This window comes from Priestia sp. P1_B12_1, from assembly GCF_056406695.1.
Map to the genome: position 1 here is coordinate 978805 of NZ_JBFTZR010000001.1, position 15853 is coordinate 994657.

General features: G+C 38.1%; 17 protein-coding genes. 2 read left to right on the forward strand and 15 right to left on the reverse strand.

Going from position 1 to position 15853, the window contains the following annotated elements:
* Window positions 1–79: 79 nt before the first annotated feature.
* The 5 genes from AC1D0Y_RS05085 to AC1D0Y_RS05105 all read right to left on the reverse strand — a co-directional run bounded on the left by AC1D0Y_RS05085 (window position 80) and on the right by AC1D0Y_RS05105 (window position 5068).
* On the reverse strand, window positions 80–757 hold the full coding sequence (locus AC1D0Y_RS05085) for a metal-dependent hydrolase (protein ID WP_098333410.1): 678 nt from the start codon (window positions 755–757) through the stop codon (window positions 80–82).
* A gap of 113 nt (window positions 758–870) precedes the next feature.
* Window positions 871–1992 (reverse strand): alanine dehydrogenase, encoded by a 1122-nt coding sequence (gene ald, locus AC1D0Y_RS05090; RefSeq protein WP_053487774.1) that lies wholly within the window; start codon window positions 1990–1992, stop codon window positions 871–873.
* A gap of 150 nt (window positions 1993–2142) precedes the next feature.
* Window positions 2143–2310, reverse strand: a complete 168-nt coding sequence (locus AC1D0Y_RS05095; protein WP_013059463.1) for a hypothetical protein — start codon at window positions 2308–2310, stop codon at window positions 2143–2145.
* 164 nt (window positions 2311–2474) lie between these two features.
* Window positions 2475–3863: an argininosuccinate lyase gene (gene argH, locus AC1D0Y_RS05100; protein WP_013059464.1), complete on the reverse strand. Its 1389-nt coding sequence runs from the start codon at window positions 3861–3863 to the stop codon at window positions 2475–2477.
* On the reverse strand, window positions 3860–5068 hold the full coding sequence (locus AC1D0Y_RS05105; RefSeq protein ID WP_013059465.1) for an argininosuccinate synthase: 1209 nt from the start codon (window positions 5066–5068) through the stop codon (window positions 3860–3862). The genes argH and AC1D0Y_RS05105 overlap by 4 nt, the downstream gene beginning before the upstream one ends.
* Window positions 5069–5382: 314 nt before the next feature.
* Here AC1D0Y_RS05105 and AC1D0Y_RS05110 point away from each other — a divergent pair, with 314 nt between their 5' ends.
* Window positions 5383–5697 carry a hypothetical protein gene (locus tag AC1D0Y_RS05110; protein ID WP_098965594.1) on the forward strand — a complete coding sequence of 105 codons (315 nt, stop codon included), beginning with the start codon at window positions 5383–5385 and terminating at the stop codon, window positions 5695–5697.
* A 26-nt stretch (window positions 5698–5723) separates the two neighbouring features.
* On the opposite strand, the gene AC1D0Y_RS05115 is transcribed toward AC1D0Y_RS05110, so the two are convergent.
* The 8 genes from AC1D0Y_RS05115 to sppA form a co-directional block, all read right to left on the reverse strand.
* The gene (locus tag AC1D0Y_RS05115) at window positions 5724–6569 is read right to left on the reverse strand and encodes an EcsC family protein (RefSeq protein ID WP_240717346.1); all 846 of its coding nucleotides are present in this window, start codon (window positions 6567–6569) and stop codon (window positions 5724–5726) included.
* Window positions 6570–6797: 228 nt separating this feature from the next.
* Window positions 6798–7988 carry an acetate kinase gene (locus tag AC1D0Y_RS05120; protein ID WP_013059468.1) on the reverse strand — a complete coding sequence of 397 codons (1191 nt, stop codon included), beginning with the start codon at window positions 7986–7988 and terminating at the stop codon, window positions 6798–6800.
* Between the two features lie 196 nt (window positions 7989–8184).
* Entirely contained in the window at window positions 8185–9177 is a 993-nt protein-coding gene (locus AC1D0Y_RS05125; RefSeq protein ID WP_060745484.1) for a class I SAM-dependent methyltransferase, read from the reverse strand.
* Between the two features lie 147 nt (window positions 9178–9324).
* Window positions 9325–9819: a thiol peroxidase gene (gene tpx / locus AC1D0Y_RS05130; RefSeq protein ID WP_013059470.1), complete on the reverse strand. Its 495-nt coding sequence runs from the start codon at window positions 9817–9819 to the stop codon at window positions 9325–9327.
* Window positions 9820–9996: 177 nt separating this feature from the next.
* Window positions 9997–10464, reverse strand: coding sequence for a GerW family sporulation protein (ytfJ, locus tag AC1D0Y_RS05135; RefSeq protein ID WP_028410512.1), 468 nt, complete (start codon window positions 10462–10464; stop codon window positions 9997–9999).
* A 13-nt stretch (window positions 10465–10477) separates the two neighbouring features.
* Window positions 10478–11176: a DUF2953 domain-containing protein gene (locus AC1D0Y_RS05140; RefSeq protein WP_013059472.1), complete on the reverse strand. Its 699-nt coding sequence runs from the start codon at window positions 11174–11176 to the stop codon at window positions 10478–10480.
* 236 nt (window positions 11177–11412) lie between these two features.
* Window positions 11413–11916, reverse strand: a complete 504-nt coding sequence (locus tag AC1D0Y_RS05145; protein ID WP_013059473.1) for an RDD family protein — start codon at window positions 11914–11916, stop codon at window positions 11413–11415.
* Between the two features lie 10 nt (window positions 11917–11926).
* The gene (gene sppA, locus AC1D0Y_RS05150) at window positions 11927–12937 is read right to left on the reverse strand and encodes a signal peptide peptidase SppA (RefSeq protein WP_013059474.1); all 1011 of its coding nucleotides are present in this window, start codon (window positions 12935–12937) and stop codon (window positions 11927–11929) included.
* Window positions 12938–13086: 149 nt separating this feature from the next.
* Between sppA and AC1D0Y_RS05155 the strand changes: the two genes are divergently transcribed.
* On the forward strand, window positions 13087–13887 hold the full coding sequence (locus AC1D0Y_RS05155; protein WP_028410511.1) for an NAD kinase: 801 nt from the start codon (window positions 13087–13089) through the stop codon (window positions 13885–13887).
* 23 nt (window positions 13888–13910) lie between these two features.
* Here AC1D0Y_RS05155 and AC1D0Y_RS05160 read toward each other — a convergent pair whose 3' ends face one another.
* Complete coding sequence (locus AC1D0Y_RS05160; RefSeq protein WP_217598436.1) at window positions 13911–15503, reverse strand: amidohydrolase; 1593 nt, start codon at window positions 15501–15503, stop codon at window positions 13911–13913.
* 123 nt (window positions 15504–15626) lie between these two features.
* On the reverse strand, window positions 15627–15815 hold the full coding sequence (locus AC1D0Y_RS05165; RefSeq protein WP_013059477.1) for an alpha/beta-type small acid-soluble spore protein: 189 nt from the start codon (window positions 15813–15815) through the stop codon (window positions 15627–15629).
* Window positions 15816–15853 lie beyond the last annotated feature (38 nt).

The following is a 15853-nucleotide window of genomic DNA, read 5'->3' on the forward strand; positions in this document are numbered from 1 at the left end:
AACGAGTGATCGATAATATCGATTACTCGTTCTTTTTTAACTTTAACTGAAATCGTTTTGTCTCAGCCTCTATTTATGATTAAAGATCCAATCCTTCTCCAACTTTTAATACTTTTCCTTCAATATCAGATAAAGACTCAACAAATTGATGAGGATCTTGCTTGATTACAGGAAATGTATTGTAGTGAATTGGCACAACAAGTTTTGCCTGCACCCACTCCGCTGCGATAGTTGCATCTTCAGGTCCCATTGTAAAGTTATCTCCAATTGGAAGAAATGCTACGTCAGGCTCATGGCGACCAATTAACTTCAAATCAGAAAATAAAGCCGTATCTCCAGCATGATAAATTGTCTTTCCTTCAATCGTTAAAAGCAAACCAGCCGGCATTCCTGTGTAAATAATTTTCTCATTATTTTCTGTATAACTTGAACCGTGGAAAGCTTGGGTCAATTTCACCGTGCCAAAATCAAATGTATAGGCTCCGCCTATGCTCATTGGATGTACGTTTAAGCCTTGCCAGCTAAGATATGTAGCTAATTCTGCTACTGCCACAACAAGTGCACCGCTGCGCTTAGCAATTTCCACCGTGTCGCCTACATGATCATTATGGCCATGAGTCAGTAAAATCACATCTGCTTTTACATCTTCAGCATTTAAATCTGTTAATTCATTTCCAGTGATAAACGGGTCAATTAAAATTGTTTTTCCTTTTGTTTCAATTTTAACAACAGAATGTCCATGATAAGAAACGTGCATCAGTTATTCTCTCCTTTTACACTAACCTTTTCTATATTCTACCCGTCCGTTTTAGTTACAAAACAAGTGAATACGCGGCTATCATATCACAAACTGCGCAAAAACATGCCTTATTATGCTTGCTCTAATAAAGTTGTTGCATCAGCGTAAGTGAGACCGTGTGCATCTGCTACAGCCGCGTAAGTGACAAACCCATTTAGGGTGTTGATGCCTTGAAGAAGGGAAAGGTTTTTTAAGCACGCTTTTTTATATCCCTGACTTGCTATTTGCAGAGCATAAGGCACCGTTACGTTGGTCAGTGCCAAGGTCGACGTGCGTGGAACAGCTCCTGGCATATTAGCAACAGCATAATGCAAGACCTCATGCTTCGAATAAGTCGGGTTATCGTGAGTGGTAATGCGATCAGTTGTTTCAAAAATCCCCCCTTGATCAATAGCAATATCAACTACAACGGACCCCTTTGACATCGTTTGAACCATTTCCTCTGTGACAAGCTTTGGCGCTTTAGCTCCCGGTATGAGAACCGCTCCTATCACTAAATCTGACTCTTTTACAGATTGTGCGATATTGTAGTGATTTGACATTAATGTCGTCACTTCTTTACCAAATAAATCATCAAGCTGGCGAAGGCGATCAGCGTTTAAATCAATTATTGTAACATCAGCCCCTAATCCGACCGCAATTTTAGCAGCATTAGTTCCTGCTACTCCTCCTCCAATAATTGTTACTTTTCCTCTTTGCACGCCTGGAACTCCACTTAATAAAATCCCTTTGCCACCTTTGGTTTTCTCCAAAAATTGAGCTCCAATCTGAGAAGACATTCTTCCTGCAACTTCGCTCATCGGAGTTAACAGAGGCAAGCTTTTGTTTGGAAGCTGTACAGTTTCATAAGCGATGCCTACCACCTTTTTATCAATCAATGCTTTCGTTAATGCTTCTTCAGCTGCCAAATGTAAATAGGTAAACAAAATAAGTCCTTCACGAAAATATCCGTATTCTTCTGAAATCGGTTCTTTTACTTTCATAACCATTTCAGCATCCCACGCTTCTTTTGCAGTATTTACAATAGAAGCTCCTGCATTTGTGTAATCTTCATCATGGAATCCAGAGCCTTCTCCTGCCTGTGTTTCAATATATACATCATGCCCACCGTTAACTAAAGCTGTAACACCAGCTGGAGTAATAGCCACGCGATTTTCATTGTTTTTTACTTCTTTCGGCACTCCAATTTTCACCTTTATCCCTCTTTTCTTATATCAGTGATTAACTGAAAAAAGAACGCCACACCAAATCCTTTAGAAAACCGGATTTACTATGACGTTACCTTTCGATAGAGCTCAGCATAATCCTGCTTTTCTTAGTCTATATACAGTATATGCATCTAGTTATTCATATAGTTCGTTATCACTCTGTGCTTCTGGATTTTCGACTACAGAAGCCATAGCATCGCCAATGACGCCGCTTGAATAAGAATCCATTAGCTGTCTTGATGTCTCTTTTTCTCCTTCGAAATCATATTCATATACATGCTGCGGATGTTTTTTGTCTTTCATATGTCACTTCTCCTTTTTCACTTTATTTTCTTTACGAGTGTGAACTTTACTTCATAATCCCTTACATGATCTTTTCTATTTTCTTCTTAAATGCTCTAGTTATACCATTTATCTCACATCAAAAAACGCCCGCAGATTTTTCTGCGGACGTTTTGATAACTTTTTTATATCGATGTTTTTTCATGCAATTCATCTTTAGCTAGCTGAATTGCTTTTTTTACTTGTTCAAATCCTGTTCCTCCCGCGCTATTGCGGCGATTAACAGCTGTTTTTGGACTTAATACATGATAGATGTCTTCCTCGAATAAATCTGACGCTTCCTTATATTGCTCAAGAGGCAAATCCATTAGGTAGATATTTTTCTGAATACAAACGAGAACCAGTTTCCCAACCACTTCATGTGCTTCACGAAACGGCATACCTTTTGAAGCAAGATAGTCAGCTAATTCCGTTGCATTTGAAAAATCTTGTTTCGTAGCTTTTTCCATAACATTTGTTTTTACTGTCATTGTTTCGATCATGCCAGCAAAAATGGTCAAACATCCTTCAATCGTTGTAACCGTATCGAACATGCCTTCTTTATCTTCTTGCAAGTCTTTGTTGTATGTTAAAGGCGTGCCTTTTAACACAGTCAATAAGCTAAATAAATGACCATATACTCGTCCTGTTTTACCACGAATTAACTCCGCCATATCAGGATTTTTCTTTTGAGGCATAATACTGCTGCCCGTTGCGTACGTATCATCCATTTCAATAAATTGAAATTCTTGACTAGACCATAAAATTAACTCTTCACAAAAACGAGATAAATGCATCATTAAAATAGAACTGTTGCTTAAAAACTCTAAAATAAAGTCACGATCGCTCACAGCATCCATACTGTTCTGATAAATCCCATTAAAGCCTAGAAGCTCCGCGCTATAGTGACGATCAATTGGGAATGTCGTACCAGCTAAAGCTCCTGCTCCTAAAGGAGATAAATCAATACGCTTCAGTGATTCCGCATAACGTTCAGCATCGCGCTTGAACATTGAAACATAAGCCATTAAATGATGAGCAAAAGAAACCGGCTGCGCGCGCTGTAAATGTGTGTAGCCTGGAAAAATGGTTTCAACATGCTGATCTGCTTTTGTAAGCAGTACATCTTCTAGATTTTCAATCAGCCCTACAATTTGCTGAACATGCTTTTTTAAATATAAGTGCATATCTGTAGCAACTTGATCATTACGGCTTCGACCCGTATGAAGCTTTCCTCCAACCGGACCAATTTCATCAATTAATAACTTTTCTAAATTCAAATGAATATCTTCATATTGAGCAGAAAATGTTAATTCTTTCTTCTTAGCTTTTTCAAGCAGTGTTTGAAGGCCTTTTTTAATTTGTGACGCTTCATCTCCAGAAAGAATACTGCATTTCTCAAGCATTGTTACATGTGCTAAACTGCCTTCAATATCTTCTTCTACAAGATGCTGATCAAATGAAATCGACGCACCGAACTCGTCAATCCATTGTTCAGGGCGTTTCGTAAAACGCCCTCCCCAAAGTTTGGTCATACCGTTGTCACCTTCTTTTGATTTACCATGCTGCTCACTTGTGTTGGAAGTCCCCATAATGAGATGAAACCAACTGCTGCATTGTGATCAAATTCATCTTCTTTTGTATATGTTGCAAGTTTTTCATTGTATAAAGAATTAGGAGATTTACGTCCCTCTACGATAGCATGCCCTTTAAATAGTTTTACTCTCACTGTTCCGTTCACATATTGCTGCGTATCTTTTAAGAATGCAAGCAGTGAATTTGTTAATGGAGAGAACCATAAACCTTCATAGATAACTTCTGTTAATTTTTTCTCAATTACTGGTTTGAAGTGCGCTACTTCTTTCACTAATGTTAAATCTTCAAGCTCTTTGTGCGCTTTAATTAATGTCATAGCAGCTGGACACTCATATACTTCACGTGATTTAATTCCCACAAGACGGTTTTCTACATGGTCAATACGTCCGACTCCGTGCTTACCTGCAATTTCGTTCAATTCTAGAATTAACTGAGCTAGCGTGTAAGATTGACCGTTTAATGATACGGGAACACCTTCAACGAATTCAATTTCCACTACATCCGCTGTGTCCGGAGTGTTTTCAAGAGAAGCCGTTAGGTCATATGCTTCTTCAGGTGGAGCTGCCCAAGGATCTTCAAGAACGCCACACTCATTACTTCTTCCCCATAAGTTTTGGTCAATTGAAAATGGGCTGTCTAAGTTAATTGGAATTGGAATATTCTTTTCTTTTGCATACTCGATTTCTTCTTCACGAGACCATTTCCAGTCACGAACAGGAGCTAAAACTTCTAAATGTGGATTTAATGCTTTAATTGATACTTCGAAACGCACTTGGTCATTTCCTTTTCCCGTACATCCATGTGCGACAGCTACTGCATTTTCTTGTTCCGCTACTTCTACAAGCTTTTTAGCGATTAGCGGTCTAGATAGTGCAGATACTAATGGATATTTTCCTTCATATAATGTGTGTGCTTGAAGTGCTGCTAACGCAAATGTATTGGCATATTCTTCTTTTGCATCAATCACATATGATGATACCGCTCCAACTGTTAAGGCCTTTTCTTTAACGAATTTTAAATCTTTTCCTTCGCCTACATCTAAACAGCAGGCTACCACATCGTACCCTTTTTCCTGTAACCATTTAATTGCAACTGACGTATCTAAACCTCCGGAATATGCTAAAACAACTTTTGGATTACTCATTATCTATTCCTCCTACAAATTATATATATATTAATACAACCGTTTTAATTTTTATTCATTTAATCTACTATTACTTTAACAACTTTTTAATCTATTTTCAATAGTTATTCAAAAAAAAGTATATAAATTCACATTTATTTTAATTTAACAGGGTGAAATCTCTTAAAATACTGTAAAAATAAACGTGAATGAATATTCCTTTCTTACATACTGTGTATATTTATATGCATAAACCAAGTATAAATGATTTATTTTTCACTTACAGTAGCTCTGGCTTTTGTCATTGTATAAAATGGAAGGGAAGAGGTGAAAAAATGGAGCGCTTTTTTACTTATGACAACAGACTCGGTATAAAAATTCCTGCTCTTGAAAGAGAATGGACATTCTATTCTGAAAAAGTTCAGCAGGATATTCTCCTAACATGGGAATCCATTCGGGGGCAGATTCCAGACAAAATTCAATCTTTAGAAACGAGTATTAATCAAAAACAAGCGGCGTTAGAAGATGAGACTAATTTTATCCGCTCCTGTGAATTAAATAGCGAGATAGGAGAGCTTGCTTCTATTATTAATGATTTGTGGATTTGGTATCGAACAAATGAGGAAATATCAAAAAATGTTCACGGATAGACAAAAAAAACGAGTCTCATGAAAAATTAATGAGACTCGTTTTTCTTATCCAGCAAATAGCGGTATTGATAAAAGCGCTTTGCATAATCTGTCACTTGCTTGGCCATTCGGTAATTCATACCTCCGCCAACCATCATACTCACCACTGGCAAACGATTGTAAACTTTTCTTTTTGCAGCCAATATAGCTAGCGTTTTCCCGATTTGCACAACGATTTTTTGCAGCCACGTTTTATCTACAATTTGATCAACACCTTCATAAAAATACGGGTCAAATTCTTGGCTTAACTCACTCTTTAATTGATGCCACCCCTCAGCCTGAAGGTGTCTAGGTAGCGTTGCTGCATGGAAAACTTTTAGCGTTAGCATCAGCTCTGAAGGAGTCTGGATATGATAGCCATAGCTCATTGCTGCCTGTTGCACCGCTTGAATATTCATGCATAAAACAGCAGGTATATCAATACCGACCAGCAGCGATTGTCCGGTTCCTGAAAGTGCTCCTTGACTCAGCGCATACAATCGAAGCTTGGCCATTTGCTGTTCGCATATATAAGAAAGCTGATCTACTTGAAGGGAATTCATTTCTGACAGATCTGTGATATCCTCTTTGAATACACGAGCAGTTTCAATAATTCGTTTTGTCGCTTGAGTTTGCATTTCCGTACCTTGAATTAATGCAGTTAACTGAAAGAGTCCCTCATCAATTTTATGTAAATAGGTCTCGCGAACAGAAGTTGGAATTAAGTTAAGCCCTTTTTCTAACCACTCTTCGTATAATAACTCCATCTCAGTTGCTTCTACACTCTGTAAGCTCTCTTCCCATTTATAGATTTCTTCTAAAAGCTGTTCTTCGCGATTCGTTAGTATCATCATGTCACCCTTTCAAGAAATAAGTAGTTTTATTTTTATTATAACAAATAATACATCCGTTACATTTTGCTTCCTATATTATTTCTTTCTTCTATACGTTGTAAACCTTCTTTTAACCGTCAGCTACTGACGCTATATAAAAAAGCTGATTTCCTAACAAGGAAATCAGCTTTTCGTTAGTTTGCCTGACAATTTATGAGAATTCATGCATTGAAGAGGCACTTTATGAACTTAAATATTCGCTAAACGAGTAACGTCACGTGCAATCATAACTTCTTCGTCCGTAGGAATAACCATAACTTTAACTGGAGAATGAGGGTAGCTAATAAATGCTTCTTCTCCTTGTACACTATTTAAAGCTGGATCCCAATAAACGCCCATGAACTCTAAACCGCGAAGAACGCGAGCACGTACAACATCACTGTTTTCTCCAATACCTGCTGTGAAGATGATTGCATCTACACCAGACATACGAGCAGCATAAGAACCGATATATTTATGAATACGGCTAGCAAATACTTCAAGTGCTGTTTCAGCGCGTTCATTGCCTTCAGCGCTTGCTTTGATTAGATCGCGTAGGTCACTAGAAATACCAGATACACCTAAAAGACCACTTTCTTTATTTAATACATTTAATACTTCGTCAGCAGTTTTTCCTGTTTTCTCCATAATAAATGGAATTAATGCAGGGTCAATGTTACCTGAACGAGTTCCCATTGCTACACCAGCTAATGGTGTGAAGCCCATTGATGTATCAATTGACTTGCCGCCTTCAATTGCAGCGATACTTGCACCGTTACCTAAGTGACAAGAAATTAAGCGCAATTGTTCGATTGGACGGCCAAGAAGCTCAGCTGCACGCTCAGAAACATATTTATGAGATGTGCCGTGGAAACCGTATTTACGAACGCCATACTTTTCATAGTACTCGTACGGTAAGCTGTACAAGAATGATTTTTCTGGCATTGTTTGATGGAATGCTGTATCGAAGACTGCTACAGCTGGAACATTTGGAAGAATATCTTGGAACGCTTTAATTCCCACAATGTTTGCTGGGTTGTGAAGCGGTGCTAAATCAGATAAAGCTTCAATTTCCGCTAGTGTTTCATCTGTGATTAAAACAGAATCAGCAAATTTCTCTCCGCCGTGTACTACACGGTGACCTACACCAGTGATTTCATCGTATGATTGAATGATGTTTTGAGAAAGTAACTTTTCAACTAAAATTTTAACTGCAACAGCATGGTCAGGGATTTCTGTAATATCCGTTTGTTTTTCACCATTTACCGAGATCGTGAAAACAGCGTTATCTAAACCAATTCGTTCTACTAAACCTTTTGTTAATACCGTCTCACTTGGCATTTCAAATAATTGAAACTTAAGTGAAGAACTGCCGGCGTTGATTGCCATGATTTTTGACATAAAAAAACAGCTCCTTCTTTATTATACGTGCATCATAAACATAACGAACAGAACATAAAAGTGTAATCTCTACAATATTCTATGCATTTCGACACGATTTCTATCCTTATTCATTTAATCATTCACGACAATAGATTTCAAGAGCTATACATCATGAAAACGCTACCGATAAATATTCATTATTTTCGAAAAAGACTTACTTTTTATTCACTCGGAACCATTGGTCCATTTGAGCCATAATATCACTCATTGCTTCTCGATTGCTGAACTTCGGCAAATTCACAAGCAGCGCGTTTTCAGGTGCTGTTACTCCTTCTCCCTGTTTTTGAAGAACCATAATACTTTTAGCAGCCTGCTCTTGTTTGAACATTGAAAGCGGCAGCTGAATAATCCCTTGCACGATTGCTTCCTCTTTTAAGAGCGGCTGTAATAAATGAGACTGTTCAGATTCAAACAAGTTATTTGGAATAAGAGCCACTACGTATCCTCCGTCTTTTACATGGCGCAAGCTTTGTTCAATAAATAAGTGATGAGCATAAGTGTGACCTTCTTCAGCTCTTACCTTATACTCTTTTGCCCCTTCGTCGTTTGGATAATAACCAACCGGCAGGTCACAGACAACTAAATCCACAGGATCAATAAAAAGCGGCTGTAAGCTGTCTTGATTGAATAATTGAACGCCGTGCTTCTGTAAATTTGCATTTACATATGTTAATTGAAGTAATAAATCATCCACGTCTACACCGTATACGTGTTCAATTGACGCAGCGTGTGTGTTTAAAATGGTTGTTAATAAATTCCCTGCTCCTACTGCGGGATCTAAAAGCGTATATTTATCTTTTCCTGACATGAACTTCCCAACTAGATAGCTGACAAATAGTCCTACAGCATCAGGCGTCATTTGATGGTTAGGCTGAACTGCTTCTTTCATGCCTTTTAAAATAGCCAGCTGATACGCTTTTCGAATCGTTTCTTTTTCAAAATGATCAAGCGTGATTGAATCGTATTCTTTTTTTAAACGTTTTTTAGTTACCTCATCTAGCTCTTCTTGTAAAATAGTTCCTTGAAACAAATTTTCTCCCGTTTCAGCTACTGCTTCTAAATATACGCAGTTTAGTTCTTTTCTTAAAATAATAGCTGTTTGATCAATTACACCAAATAGCTTTTCCATACTAGCTAACTGACTCATATTCTGCCTCCTGTGTAATGAAATAATATCTATATAAATGAGTAAACGTCCTATTTGGAACATCATATTTTATCATAAAAACTTCTTAAAACACAAAGAAGGCGAAAAACATTGTTTTCCGCCTTCTGCCGAACGCCACTGACAATCTTACTTAGCTGTTTTAGCTGCTTCGATTGCTGCTTCGTAGTTCGGATGCTCAGTTACTTCTGGTAAGTACTCAACATACGTTACGTTGTCATTTGAGTCTACTACAAAGATTGAACGAGCTAATAAGCGTAATTCTTGAATAGCTACACCATATGCCTCTCCGAATGATAAGTCGCGGTGGTCAGATAAAGTTTGAACATTATCAATGCCATTAGCACCACACCAGCGCTTTTGAGCAAACGGTAAATCTACGCTTACTGTTAATACTTTTACGTTATCTAATTTAGCTGCTTCTTCGTTGAAGCGACGAGTTTGCGCATCACAAACTCCAGTATCAATAGAAGGAACTACACTAATTAGGCGAACAGAACCCTTTGTGCTGTCAAGCGTTACTTCTGATAAATCATTTGCTAAAACCGTAAAGTTTGGCGCCTTGTCTCCAACCTTTACTTGATTTCCTAATAATGTTACATCGTTACCTTTAAATTTAGTCACGAATAATTCCTCCTTTAAATAAGTATGTACACTGTTCATATTAGCTTGTCTGTCTCTATATTGCAATTAAATGACATACAAAACATGGAGCTGTATCCTAAAAAATAAGCGCAAAAAAAAAAGACTTCGCCTGCTTCTTTTACCGTTTAAAGAAGCAAGCAAAGCTTTATATTATTTCTACAAATTAAAATCATTTGAACTGTCATGATGCTGACTTTGTTGATTGTGCTGATCCTGCTGATGATTGTTGCGCTTGAACATTTGCTGCACGCGTTCAATCGCTTGAGGTGCTGTATCTAGAATCTTTTCATATAAATGTGTACTTTCGTTAAGGTGAAGCATTTTAATTCCGCTTCCACTCACAATTAAAAAGGCGATTGGCGTAATCGATACACCGCCACCGCTACCTCCGCCAAACGGATGAGCTGATTCTTGCTGGTGCTGTCCTGGAGAAGATGGTGCATGTCCTTCTACTCCAAACTCGCTTCCGCCCGCTGCAAAACCAAAACCGACTTTTGAGACAGTTAAAATAACACTGCCATCAGGTGTTTCTACAGGATCACCAATGATTGTATTGACATCAATCATTTCCTTTAAATTTTCCATAGCTGTCGACATTAAACTTTTAATTGGATGTTCTGCCATTAAGATAACCTCCTTATGTTTTCACAGAGTGTGTCTTGTTCTTATTTGACGACTTCCATCTTTTGCGACGCTTTTTGGACGTATGCCGCCAATATCTCAAGGTCCGTAAACCTACTAGAATAGCTTGACCAACTCGAAAAGAAATTATGCACTCAAATACCGTTTCTGACCAAAGATGTTGAAATACAGGAGTAACGCTCATGACAGGCATATCTTTTAATTTCATATAACGGCTGATTATACCAACTATGCCCCCCTTTGCAGACCATACAGCGCCGGTAAGTACGCCTGTTAACGCAGCATCACCTAAACCGAAACGGCTGTGCCATCTAATATCACTTACCGTCACTTTCTGTAAGAAACGACGAAAAATTTTATGAAAACCGACTACCTGTTCAAGGAATTGCTTCGCATTTTCTAACATGCTTAGCCCGTCTTCTACAGAATAATCACTCCATGAATTCTCGTCTTCTTTTCCTTGATCACCCATTCCTTTCTTCTTTTCAACAAGCAAACGAGGAGAATCTTTTTTCACTTTCACTACCGGAATTTCATATGTATAGCGAATAAGACCAAACCAAGCCCTGAGTCTCACTCTGTAATAATCGTTATCTCGGACATGGTGAAGATCTACAAATAGCGTGATTTTTGTCCATACAATAAGTACAATAACAATTAAAAGTGCTAGCAATATCCATAAAAGCCATAGCACATCCTTCACTCCTTCTTAGCTTCACATTATCTCCAAAACACAGAATATTAAACCTTATGGAAACAATAAAAAGAGGTTGAGACATAACGAAATGAATCCAATCAACTTCTAGAAGAATCTAAACAAATGAAACCTGCGTTTACCATAACCAAAAAAAAAGAACCACTAATCAAAAGTCTTGATCAGTGGTTCGTTATTCACTTCGTCTAAAATCCTTTTGTTCCAGCCTCTTTTTATTATCTGCTGATTGTACCTTCATGTATAACAGTTGTATCTGCGTAGTAATCATGAGCTCCTTGCTTCTTAGGTAAAAACGCAACTAATAAATAGCCAAGCAAAAAAACCGTTTTAGAAATATAACGTCCAACTCCTTCACGAAACAGCACAACAGGCCAAGTTAAAGTGGAGTCTTTCAGCGATACTACTTTAAGCCCAAACACCATTTTTCCAAGCGTTTGGCCAAAATACTTGGTCATTAAAACAAAATAACCATAAAAGATAATAACCGTTACAATCGTATAGGGAGAAAAAAATCCATCTCCTCGAGAAATACCTGCTAAATGGAAAATGGGCTTGATCAGCAGAGAGTTCAAGCTAGCTACCACGGCTAGATCTAAAAGGTATGCCCAAAAGCGCATCCAAAATCCTGCATAATGGAATTCACTACCTATTGGAGTACTTACCGCTGGCTCATGTTTTATATTGTCGTTTGATTCGGTTGAATGAGACTGATTTTCCATGTTCCCACCTCTATTCTGCATATAAATACATCAGGCGCGGAGAGCTTGGCTGCGCAAATGTTTTTAACATTGCAGTGACTTGTTCATCTCCACCTATTACTTTTTGCATGCTCATTGAAAGCCAAGAAGGCAGTCCGAATCCTTGATTGTATTGAATTACTTGTGCACCTTTTAACTTATAATCTTTCTCCATTCCTGTTACCGCATCTTCAAAATACCCTAGTTGATCGACCAGCTTCAGCTCTTTAGCCTGACGTCCATCGTACACTCGTCCATCTGCGATAGAACGCACTTTTTCTTTAGACAAGTGACGTCCCTCAGAGATAACATTGACGAAACCATCGTACGAGTTGTCTACAAGTGTTTGCATAATTTCTTTTTCTTCTCCGGTCATTTCTCTTGTTGGAGACATAATATCTTTATGAGCCCCACTTTTAATCACGACAGATTCTACTCCTAGTTTATCAGCCAGCTTGCCGTAGTTAACGCTTTGCATAATTACCCCTAGTGAACCTGTTAAAGTATCCGGGATTGCATAGATTTTATTAGCAGCTGTTGAAATGTAATAGCCTCCTGAAGCAGCCATTGATCCCATTGAAATATACACTGGCTTTTTCGTTTCTTTCTTCAGCTCTTCAATTTTTTTATGTATTTCAGCACTTTCAACGACGCCGCCGCCCGGTGAATTCACCTTAATAATGACTCCTTTAACTGCCTTATCATTTTTTGCAGCCTCTAGCTGCTTTAAAAATGCTTGATGGTTATAACCATTTTGGGACATAAGCGGAGAGGAACCACTTCCTGTATCTTGAATCGTTCCATTGACCTCTAGCACTGCAATTTTCTTAGCTGCATTCCCTTTTTCGATAACTGTTTCTGATAGTTCACTGTCGTCTCCTCCAAAGATGCCTGCCAGACCGTCATCTTTTTCTTCTTTGACTGAAAAACCAATATTAACAATCGCAGAAAAAATGAATAAGCAGGCCGCAATTAAAAGAGCAATCCACCTTTTTTTGTTCATGAAAATCCTCCTTTTTAGGTGTCAGAATTAAAAGATTATTCTTTTAATTCTTAAAGCAATAATGCTATAATTATTGTAACAAACTTTTTTTAAAAAGTTTACTTTATCGCTAATATTTTACATATCAGACAAACAAGGGGGAACTATCTATGCCAAATCGTCGCAACGTTTATTTCTTTCATCCAAAAAACCAGGAAACAAAGGCGCTTGTAAGTCCACTTATTGAACTTGCAAAACAATATGACTTTCAAGTAGTAGATCATTTCGACAGCGCTAACATCATTGTAAGTATTGGCGGTGACGGCGCTTTCTTACAGGCTGTCCGTCAATCTGGCTTTCGAGATGACTGCTTATATGCTGGTGTCACAACTTCAGATCAACTAAGTTTTTACTGCGATTTTCATATCGATGAAACGGATAAAATGATTGAAGCTATTACGACAGAAAATATAGAAGTACGTCGATTTCCCGTTTTACAAACTCAAATTGATCAAGGAACTTCTTTTTATTGCTTAAATGAATGTTCGATTCGATCAGGTGTGATAAAAACACTCAGTCTAGATGTTTTTATTAATGAAAATCACTTTGAAACATTCCGTGGGGATGGGATGATTATTTCAACACCAACAGGCAGTACGGCTTATACTAAATCGGTAAGTGGAGCCGTAGTTGATCCGTTAATTCCTTGTATGCAAGTCAGCGAATTGGCATCGTTAAATAATAATAACTATCGTACATTAGGATCTTCATTCATCCTAAGCGCTGAGCATACGCTCACTTTAAAGCTATCCAATGACAACAACCACAGTCCAATTATTGGAATAGATAACGAAGCATTAAATGCACGCCAAGTTGATCAAGTTCAAATTCGTTTAAGTGACCGTCAAATTAAAACGGTTAAACTGAAAGATAACTCTTTCTGGCAACGAGTTAAGCGTACATTTCTATAATAAAAAGCGCCCAAGGGCGCTTTTTATTTTTGATATACAATTTCTCCATTAATAGCAGTCATCTGCACCTGTACCGATGGGATATCATCTACATGTATCTTAAACAGATCTCTTTCTAATACGGTAAAATCAGCTACATAGCCTTTTTGAACATATCCTTTTTTGTCCTCTTGATAAATGGCCTGCGCGCTTCCTAAAGTAAACAGCTGAACAGCTTCAAATACTGTAAGTCGCTCAGACGGTATGTAAACGACCGAGCTATTTGGAGAAGTTTTTCTAGAAACTGCTGCATGAATTGTTAACATGGGATTGATAGGTTCAATAGGCGCATCCGATCCGCCTGCACACATAACGCCCTCGTCCAATAACGTTTTCCACGCATAGCAATAGTCCAAATGCTCTTCTCCAATTTTTTCAATGACCCATGGAAAATCACTGGCTAAAAACCGAGGCTGAATATCCAATACAACCGGGAGCTTTTTTACACGCTCAACTAAATCTTTTCGTAGAATTTGCGCATGAATAATACGATCTCTTTGCCCTGTTTGAGGAGGATATTGTTCGATGCTTTCTACTACATATTGAAACGCTAAATCACCAATCGCATGAATTGCAACCGTCATGCCCAATTCTCTTGCTTTTCTCACTAGCTGTTTTAATTCATCTAGTGATTGAATAGCTATACCTCTTGTAGATGGGTCGCTTTTGTATGGAAAGCTTAAAAGAGCAGATTGACTGCCGAGAGAACCATCAGCAAAAATTTTCATTGGCCCTATTTCAATAAAAGCGGATGTGTCTTTCTTTTTTTCAAGGTATGTATACATATCATCTACTGCTTCATGATGAACAAGTAAATGAGCACGAAACAGCTGCTTTTCTTTATGAATAACGTCTTGAAATGCTTGATATGCACGCAAAAAGCCTCCATAATAATTTAAATCTTCCGTATGTCCACCCGTCAATCCGTGCTGAACACAATCTTTAATGGCTACTGAAAGAGCTTGTCGAATGTATGCTTCTGATACTTGAGGAATATGACCCGTTACTAATTCTTGCGCTTGATCAGCCAAAAAACCGGTAGGATTTCCTGCTTCATCCCTCTGGATAATACCTCCTTCCGGGTCACGTGTTTCAGCTGTAATCCCGGCTATTTTAAGAGCAGTCCCGTTTACTACTAATCCGTGACGACAGACTCGCTTCAACATAATCGGATGTTCAGTTGAAAGTTGATCAAGATCTTGATACTGAATCAAAGAGGAATCTTCCCACTGATTTTCATCCCACCCTTCTCCAATTACCCATTCTCCTTTTGGTGTACTCTCTACTTTTTGTCGAACGCGCATCAGCACGTCTTCCCTAGAAGTAGCTTGAGACAAATCAAGCCTAAGTAGCTTTTCACCGTGACCAATTAAATGAAGATGGCTATCTACAAAGCCCGGATACATTGGATATCCTTTGAGGTGTACTTCTTTGTTAATCTCAGCACCCCATTTGATTCTTAGATCTTTTTCTGCGCCTATATCTTTAATGAATCCTTTTTCTACATATACGCTTTCTACATGTTCACCCTCTTTTAGCATCGTATATATTTTGCCGCCGTAAAATAAAGTCCCCATCGCCAACATCTCCTTTACTTTATAAAGCTTGATCTTGTCTCTATTATACGTGACAAAACAAACAAGACAAAAGAGTGAGGTTTCCCCCACTCTTTTTAGCCATCATTATTTAATTAATATGACTTATTTACCACCAAGTTGTTGCTCAGCCATTTGAACTAAGCGTTTAGTGATTTCTCCACCAACAGATCCGTTAGCGCGAGCTGTTGCTTCTGGTCCAAGATTTACACCGAATTCAGAAGCGATTTCGTATTTCATTTGGTCGATAGCAGCTGCTGAACCAGGAGCTACTAATTTGTTTGTGTTTGCCATGTGTTTTCACCTCCTTGTTGAATATAGATTGTGTCAAA

Coding starts and splice junctions, on each gene's coding strand:
- AC1D0Y_RS05105 (WP_013059465.1), bottom strand. CDS start 5,068: ATGAGTAATCCAAAAGTTGTTTTAGCATATTCCGGAGGTTTAGATACG.
- ytfJ (WP_028410512.1), bottom strand. CDS start 10,464: ATGGCAGAACATCCAATTAAAAGTTTAATGTCGACAGCTATGGAAAAT.
- AC1D0Y_RS05115 (WP_240717346.1), bottom strand. CDS start 6,569: ATGATGATACTAACGAATCGCGAAGAACAGCTTTTAGAAGAAATCTAT.
- AC1D0Y_RS05165 (WP_013059477.1), bottom strand. CDS start 15,815: ATGGCAAACACAAACAAATTAGTAGCTCCTGGTTCAGCAGCTGCTATC.
- AC1D0Y_RS05095 (WP_013059463.1), bottom strand. CDS start 2,310: ATGAAAGACAAAAAACATCCGCAGCATGTATATGAATATGATTTCGAA.
- AC1D0Y_RS05085 (WP_098333410.1), bottom strand. CDS start 757: ATGCACGTTTCTTATCATGGACATTCTGTTGTTAAAATTGAAACAAAA.
- sppA (WP_013059474.1), bottom strand. CDS start 12,937: ATGAACAAAAAAAGGTGGATTGCTCTTTTAATTGCGGCCTGCTTATTC.
- AC1D0Y_RS05160 (WP_217598436.1), bottom strand. CDS start 15,503: ATGGGGACTTTATTTTACGGCGGCAAAATATATACGATGCTAAAAGAG.
- argH (WP_013059464.1), bottom strand. CDS start 3,863: ATGACCAAACTTTGGGGAGGGCGTTTTACGAAACGCCCTGAACAATGG.
- AC1D0Y_RS05110 (WP_098965594.1), top strand. CDS start 5,383: ATGGAGCGCTTTTTTACTTATGACAACAGACTCGGTATAAAAATTCCT.
- AC1D0Y_RS05120 (WP_013059468.1), bottom strand. CDS start 7,988: ATGTCAAAAATCATGGCAATCAACGCCGGCAGTTCTTCACTTAAGTTT.
- AC1D0Y_RS05125 (WP_060745484.1), bottom strand. CDS start 9,177: ATGAGTCAGTTAGCTAGTATGGAAAAGCTATTTGGTGTAATTGATCAA.
- AC1D0Y_RS05145 (WP_013059473.1), bottom strand. CDS start 11,916: ATGGAAAATCAGTCTCATTCAACCGAATCAAACGACAATATAAAACAT.
- AC1D0Y_RS05155 (WP_028410511.1), top strand. CDS start 13,087: ATGCCAAATCGTCGCAACGTTTATTTCTTTCATCCAAAAAACCAGGAA.